Below are 7,095 nucleotides of genomic sequence, written 5' to 3' on the forward strand. Positions count from 1 at the left end.
CGGCCGGTCCGGCCTGGTGCGGGATGCCCCGGCCCTCGGTGTCCGGCGCCGGCGCCGGCGCGGGCGGCGTGACGGCCCGGCGGCGGCGCCCGGTCGGGGCGCTGGTGGGATGCGGCTGCGGCGGGGTGTGGTCGGCGGCCTGGCTCAGCGGCACGGCGTCGTGCCGCCCGTCCTCGCCGGGCACGCTCAGCGGCGGCTGCGCGGGCACCCGCACCTGGCCGGGCAGGCCCGGGGCCGCCGGGGCCGGCGCCTGCGGGGCGCGGTCGGCCGTGGCGGGCGGCAGGGCGAAGACCGTACGGGCGGCCGACTCCTGCGCGGCGGCCCGCTCGGCCGCGGCGGCCAGCGCGCGCCGGCGCCGTCCGGTGGGCCGGCCCTCCTCGTCCGTGTCCTCGTCGTCCCCGGCCGCGGGCAGCGCGGCGGGCAGGGCGGCCTGCGCGGCCGTCTCCGAGCCGTGGCGGGCACGTCGTCCGGCGGGCGCGGGCACGCCCTGCGGCGGTACGGTGCCGCCGAGCCCGGTACCGGAGGCGGCGGCCCCCGCGGCATGCTCGGCCGCGGTCACCACGGCACCCTCGCTCACCTCGTCGGCACGGCCGCGGACGGGCAGGTCGGCGGGCCGTCCCCGGCGCCGCCCGGTCCCGCCGGAGGTCGCCTGGGGGTCCTCGACCGGAACCGAGCCGGTCTCGTCGGCGGGCGCGCCCGCGCGCCTGCGCCGCCGCCCGGTCGGTACGGGCGCCTCCGTCCCGTCGGCAGCCGCGCCCGGCAGGTCACCGCCGTCCAGGAAGGAGTCCGTGGACCCGCGCCGGGCCCGTCGCCGGCCACCGCCGGTACCGTCCTCGTACTCCTCCGCGGGCTCGATCGGCGCGGGCTCGGCCACCGGCGCGGCGACGGCCCCGGCGCCCGCCCCGAGCGGCACCTCCAGGACGTACGCGCTGCCGCTCATGCCCGGCACCTCGTGCGTCTGGAGCACTCCGCCGTGGGCGCGCACGATCCCGCGCACGATCGGCTCGTGCACCGGGTCTCCGCCGGCGTACGGCCCGCGCACCTCGATCCGGGCCACCTCACCGCGCTGCGCGGCGGCGACGACCACGGTGTTGTCCAGGTAACCGCCCGTGGAGACGGGCGCGTTGCCGGTCGCGTCGACCCCCGCGACGTCCGCCACCAGATGCGCCAGCGCGGTGGCGAGCCGCTGCGGATCGACCTCGGCCTCGATGGGCGGCGCGTGCACGGCGAACTGCACCCGGCCGGGGCCGATCAGCTCCACCGCGCCGTCGATGCCGGCGGCGACGACGGCGTCCAGCATCACCTTCGTCCGGGTGATGTCCTCGCCGCCCGCGTCGATCCGCTGGTAGGCGAGGACGTTGTCGATGAGGGTGGTGATCCGCGAGTACCCGGCGGACAGGTGGTGCAGCACCTGGTTGGCCTCGGGCCACAGCTGCCCGGCGTCGTCCGAGGCGAGGGCGGCCAGTTCGCGCCGCAGCTCGTCCAGGGGTCCGCGCAGCGACCGCCCGAGCAGGGTGAGCAGCTGATCGTGCCGGCCCGCCAGCGCCTCGTAGCGGTCCTTCTCCCGCTCGCCGAGCGCGGCGTACCGCTCCTCGCCCGCGGCCAGCTCCTCCGCGTGCTTCTCGCGCAGCCCGGCCAGCTCGGCGTCGTACTTCTCGCGCAGCTCCTCCACCTCGGTGGCGTGCCGCTGGCGCAGGGCGGTGAGGTCGGAGGCGTGCTCCTCGGAGAGCTTCTCCAGCTCTTCCGCGTGCGCCTTCTCCAGCGCCTCCTTCTCCTCCACCAGGGCGTCGAAGGGCCGCCGGTCGGCGAAGGTCATCACGGCGCCGACGAGCTGGTCCCCGTCGCGCACCGGAGCGGTGGTCAGGTCGACCGGGACCTTCTTGTCGCCCTTGGACCACAGCACCTGTCCGCGCACCCGGTGCTTGCGCCCGGAGCGCAGGGTGTCGGCGAGCGGCGACTCGGCGTACGGGAAGGGGGAGCCGTCGGCCCGCGAGTGCAGGACGAGGTCGTGCAGTTCCTTGCCGCCCAGCTCGCCCGCCCGGTAGCCGAGGATCTGCGCGGCGGCCGGGTTGACGAGCACGATCCGCCCGTCGGTGTCCGTGCCGACGACGCCCTCCGACGCGGCCCGCAGGATCATCTCGGTCTGCCGCTGCGAGCGGGCCAGCTCCGCCTCGGTGTCGACGGTCCCGGACAGGTCCCGGACGACGATCATCAGCAGCTCGTCGCCCGTGTAGCCGTAACCGTCGTACGCCTGCTGCCCGTTCTCCAGGTTCGCGCTGGTGACCTCGACGGGGAACTCGGTCCCGTCGGTGCGCCGGGCGACCATCCGGGCCGGCTTGGTCCGGCCCCGCGGGTCCCGCTGACCGGGCCGTCGCATGGAGCCGGGGATGAGCCGGGAGTCGAACTGGGGCAGCAGATCGAGCAGACCGCGCCCGACGAGCGCGGTCCCCGGCGTTTCGAAGGCCTCCAACGCGATCATGTTGGCGTTGACGACGGTTCCGTTGGCGTTGACCAGGACCAACGCGTCCGGCAGAGCGTCGAGTATGGCTGCGAGGCGAGCAGCGCCTCGGGATGGCCTGCTGCTCACGAGACGCTTCCTCCCTGTTACCGCACCTTGCCGACCGCTCGGGCCATCTTGCCAACCGGCCCGCGACGTGTCACGCGAGGGAGTCTATGCGCACGTGTTGTGCCGGGGGCGCCGGATGAGAGGGAGGTCCCACGAGGAAGTGACGCCGATGCCGTGACGACCGGACCTTTGGCCCAGGCTCAGGTGATCTTCGGCAGCAGCGGCACCAGCCGGTCCCAGCGCGCGATCTCGCACCCGTTCCCGCGGCTGAACGAGGCGTCCACAGGCCGCCCGGCCCAACGCCCGGTGACCCGCGCGGTGGCCGGCCCTCCGTTGATCATGCTGCACACGCTCCCGGGCGGCACCGGCGCGAACACGTCCCGCCCCCACTGCGTCCGCGCGTCAAGCTCCCGACAGGCACCCTCCACATCCGGGTGACGCCCGCCGCTCGGATGACAGAACACCTCGTACGTGCCGTCCCGCCCGGCCCCGGCGTGCCGGACGACGACGGTGAGGTGATCACCGCCCGGCGCGGTGGCAGGCACGGCGGCGACAGGTACGGCGGCCGCGGCGGGTACGGCGGCCGGCGCCACGACGGACATGGAGACGGACACGGCCGCTGAAGCAGCCACGGACACGGACGCGGGGAAGGGGACGGCGACGGTGACGGCGGCGGCGAGCCCGGCCCGGGCCCTCCGCCACCCCCCGCCCGGCACTCCCGACGGAAATGAACCCATGCCCCCTCAACGCCCGACCGCCGCAGACGTTGCGCGCCACCCCGGCACGAGAAGCCCTTTGCCCTGCGGCCCGCCTGCCTAGTACCGTGGGGGTCGATTGGTGACGGGCCCCTCGGCTGTGTCATCATCTGCACGCACCACTCGCGCGCTCGCGTGAGCGGTTGTGCTGGAGGCGTCGCCTAGTCCGGTCTATGGCGCCGCACTGCTAATGCGGTTTGGGCCTTAAAGCCCATCGAGGGTTCAAATCCCTCCGCCTCCGCCCCAACCGAAGCCCCGGTCCCTGTGGACCGGGGCTTCGTCGTTCCCTCCCCGCACCTCGCCCACCTCCCCCTCCTGGACGTTTCCGCAGGTCAGGAGGGGTGAGCCAATCGGATTTCACATGGCGGCGGCAGTCATGTAATGTTCTTCCTGTCGCCGGGACGGGCCGAAAGGAACCGAAACGGAGACGAGAACAAAAGAACAAGCACTCGTAGCTTAACGGATAGAGCATCTGACTACGGATCAGAAGGTTGCAGGTTCGAATCCTGCCGAGTGCACACAGGTCAAAGGCCCCGCCGGTTATCCGAGCGGGGCCTTTGACATCAACGGGTGACATCAACGCGTCCGCGCGACACCGCTCAAGCGGCCGGCTCGTCGTCCTCCTCGCCGTCCAGCCCCAGCGCGTCGTCCATTCGATCGGCGGCGGCCCGCAGCGTCGTCCCCATCACGTGCGCGTAGGTGTCCAGCGTCATCGTGATCGTGCTGTGCCCCAGCGTCTCCATGATCGTGCGTGCGTCCACTCCCTGGGCCAGCAGCAGCGACGCACAAGTGTGGCGCAGATCGTGAACCCGCACCCGCGGCACCCGGGCGTCCCGGCACAGGATGGTCAGCATCCTGTTCAGGCCCCGTGGGTCGATCACCCTGCCCGTGGACGTGGTGAAGATGAGCCCCGTCGGCTGTCCCTCCGCCGGCTTCCACTTCGGACCCGCGATTTTACGCTCCCGGTCCTGCGCCACGCGGTGCTGCGTGAGCGCTTGGACGCACCGCCGGGGCAGGGAGACGGTGCGGATGGACCGCATCGTCTTGGGCGTGCCGAAGATCAGCTCCCGCCGAATGCGCTGCACGTTGCGGCGCACGCGGAGCGTCCCGGCGTTCAGATCCACGTCCGACCAGGTGAGCCCCAGCACCTCCCCGCGGCGCAGGCCGGTGGAGACCAGCAGCAGCCACAGTGCGTACAGGCGGTGGGACCGGGCCGTCTTGAGCAGCGCTCTCGCCTCGCCAGTATCCAGCGGGCGAACCTCCTTGCGCTCCACCGTGGGGGTCTCCACAATCCGGGCCACGTTCCGCGCGATCAGTTCCTCCCGGATGGCCTGTTGCAGTGCAGACCGCAGAACGGCGTGCACGTACTGGACGGTGCGCGCGGACGGGCGCCGCTCGCAGCACCGACCGACCGCGCAGCACGTGCGCTTGTCCTCCGGGCGCTCCTTGTCCGCTCCCCGAAGGCAGCACAGGCAGGACGACTTGAACTCGGAGAGGAACCGGCGCACGTCTGCCGGGGACAACCGGTTGAGCCGCTTCTTGCCCAACGCGGGCCGGATGTAGAGCCGAGACAAACCCTCGTAGCTGTTCAGCGTCGCGGGCTTGAGCCGCTCGGGAGCGATGGCGGCGAGCCAGTACGTCAAGTAGTCACCGAACGCCATCGTGGAAGATGCCGCCGGGATGCCCTGCCGGGTCTGCTCCTGCATCTCCGTGAGCTTGTCGGCGACTTCCTCACGGGTCTTGCCGTAGACGAACTTGCGGGTGCGGGTGCCGTCGGGGCGGTAGACGTAGGCGGCAGCTTGGTACCGGCCATCCTTCCGCTTCGTGATCGTTCCTTCGCCATTGGCGCGGCGCTTGGCCATCAGGCGGCTTCCTCCAGACGGTCGTTCATGTACTGACGGACTGCGTCGACCGGGATGCGGCGGCACCGGCCGGACGTGAAGCTGCGGAGCTGCTTGGTGCGGATCAGGTCGTAGACCTTGCTGCGACTGAGCCGCAGAGCGTTCATGACCTCGGGCACGGTGAGCGCTTCCGGCTCGCTCGGGACGAGGGTGAGCACGTCGAGACCTCCGAGACAGGGCAGGGGCTTCCGGTCTTCTTCTGGGAGATCCGCCACGTCCGCCACGCCGCCACACCGCAGGTCAGAGTCTTGATCGTGTGGCGGATAGCGGTGCTGTGGCGGATAGGTGCCGCCACACTGGGCGAGCGTGGCGGCACCGTTGGGGCTGGACGGGTCAGCCGGTGAGGGTGGGCTGTGTGGCGGTTTCCGCGTGCGTGTGGCGGATGGCCGTGGCGGTATCCGCCACGGATTCACCCCCGTTGACCTGCGGTGTGGCGGATGTGGCGGACGTGGCGGATTCTCCAGGGGGTGGAGGGCAGTACCGCGTCCAGGCGTCCGTGAGGTCTTCCGCGTAGTAGCCCTTGGGGAACCCGGAGGGGGTGCGGATTCCGCGTGGCTTGATCGGTTTGTTGGCCGGGGTGACGTACTGGCTGAGCATCCGGGCCAGGGTGCGGGAGTTGATCGGCTTGTCGTCCAGGTCGCCCCAGGGGGCGTCTTCCATGGCGAGCAGGCATTCCAGGATGGCGGCGGTGGGCATGCGTTCCTCGCCGCAGAACACCTTGTCGCGCAGGTCGGTCAGCAGTCGGACCCCGAGGGAGGCTTCGTCGTTGTCGTGTACGGCGCTGACCAGCTCCAGACAGGCCGTGCGGGCACGGGCGGGCCAGTGGCCGCCGGCCGCGTCCGCAACGGCGAGCAGGGGTTCCCACACGTCCGCCGGACGGTCCGTGACACCCTCGGGCATCTCGGGCCAGGCCCCGGCGACCTGGTCGCGGACGGTGTCGGCCCATTTGGCGAGGCGGTCTCGGAGGGCGTGACCCTGCTTCTCGTGGATGCGCTGGCGGTAGGGCTCCACCTTCTCGTTCGGTGCCCGCTTGCGCATGCGGATGATGACGGAGCGGGTCAGGACGGTGTCCGGCAGCGAGCCGAGACCGGCCATGGCCACAGCGCAGTAGGAGTTGAAGAGCTGCGCGTTCTGGTTGGAGCCCTCGCCGACGCACCGCAGAGCGCCCGTCGTGCGCCGGTATCCGGCATTCAGGAAGCCGCGCAGCGCCTCGTCCGCGCCGGCCTTGGGGCCGAAGATGGTGTCCACCTCGTCAAACAGCACGGTGGGCAGACCTGCGGCGGAATCCACCAGCCGGTACAAGGCGTTCGCGGACGCAGAGACCGTGGCGACCGGGCGCGGGGTGAGGAGTTCCACGATCTCCAGAGCCCGCGACTTCCCCGACCCCGGCTCAGGGGAAAGGAACGCGATCCGGGGCGTGGTCTCGAAGCACTCGATGAGGTGCGCGTGTGCGTCCCACAGCGCAACGGCGACGTAGGCGGCTTCGGTGGGGAAGACGTTGAAGCGGCGGTGGAAGGCTTCCACCTCATCGAGCAGCGCGGCCCCGTCGATGGTGGGGGTCATGCGGCGGCCCTTCCTTCCTGGTTGGTGCGCAGGGGGCAGGTGGTGCGGTGAGCGGAGTGGTCGGCGATGAGGGCGAGCACGCGGCGGTGTCCGACCGCGCTGCGGTCCCACCCGCACAGGCACCGTGAAGTCGCGGTCGGTGTGGCACCGCGCGGTGCACTGATGTGGAGCCAGGCGACGGGGTACCGGCCGTCGCCTGCGTGCGGGTCAGAGCGAAGAGCAGTTCGGACGCCCTTACGGGCGGCGCCTTTCGGCTCGCCCACGGCCATCGGGGGCCCGGCCTGTTCGGCGGCGCGCGGCTGGTCCGGGG

General features: G+C 72.1%; 5 protein-coding genes and 2 tRNA genes. 2 read left to right on the top strand and 5 right to left on the bottom strand.

Annotated elements, in window-relative coordinates:
* Both FRZ03_RS16165 and FRZ03_RS16170 read right to left on the bottom strand, forming a co-directional pair.
* Positions 1 to 2,587 (bottom strand): PAS domain-containing protein (locus FRZ03_RS16165; protein ID WP_146465869.1); only part of this gene is annotated, 2,587 nt, incomplete at its 3' end.
* A gap of 179 nt (positions 2,588 to 2,766) precedes the next feature.
* On the bottom strand, positions 2,767 to 3,168 hold the full coding sequence (locus tag FRZ03_RS16170) for an SSI family serine proteinase inhibitor (protein WP_146465870.1): 402 nt from the start codon (positions 3,166 to 3,168) through the stop codon (positions 2,767 to 2,769).
* Between the two features lie 303 nt (positions 3,169 to 3,471).
* Here FRZ03_RS16170 and FRZ03_RS16175 point away from each other — a divergent pair.
* A tRNA-Ser gene (locus FRZ03_RS16175) sits at positions 3,472 to 3,562 on the top strand.
* Positions 3,563 to 3,766: 204 nt separating this feature from the next.
* Positions 3,767 to 3,839 (top strand) — tRNA-Arg (locus FRZ03_RS16180).
* Between the two features lie 81 nt (positions 3,840 to 3,920).
* On the opposite strand, the gene FRZ03_RS16185 is transcribed toward FRZ03_RS16180, so the two are convergent.
* From FRZ03_RS16185 to FRZ03_RS16195, 3 genes are all read right to left on the bottom strand, one after another.
* Positions 3,921 to 5,183 (bottom strand): tyrosine-type recombinase/integrase, encoded by a 1,263-nt coding sequence (locus FRZ03_RS16185; RefSeq protein WP_146465864.1) that lies wholly within the window; start codon positions 5,181 to 5,183, stop codon positions 3,921 to 3,923.
* Complete coding sequence (locus FRZ03_RS16190) at positions 5,183 to 5,380, bottom strand: helix-turn-helix domain-containing protein (RefSeq protein WP_146465865.1); 198 nt, start codon at positions 5,378 to 5,380, stop codon at positions 5,183 to 5,185. Before FRZ03_RS16190 ends, FRZ03_RS16185 begins: the two co-directional genes overlap by 1 nt.
* Before the next feature lie 175 nt (positions 5,381 to 5,555).
* Positions 5,556 to 6,785: a DUF3631 domain-containing protein gene (locus tag FRZ03_RS16195; RefSeq protein WP_146465866.1), complete on the bottom strand. Its 1,230-nt coding sequence runs from the start codon at positions 6,783 to 6,785 to the stop codon at positions 5,556 to 5,558.
* Between the last annotated feature and the right edge of the window lie 310 nt (positions 6,786 to 7,095).

Origin of the sequence: Streptomyces misionensis, from assembly GCF_007896895.1 — a bacterium.
Classification (GTDB): domain Bacteria; phylum Actinomycetota; class Actinomycetes; order Streptomycetales; family Streptomycetaceae; genus Streptomyces; species Streptomyces misionensis_A.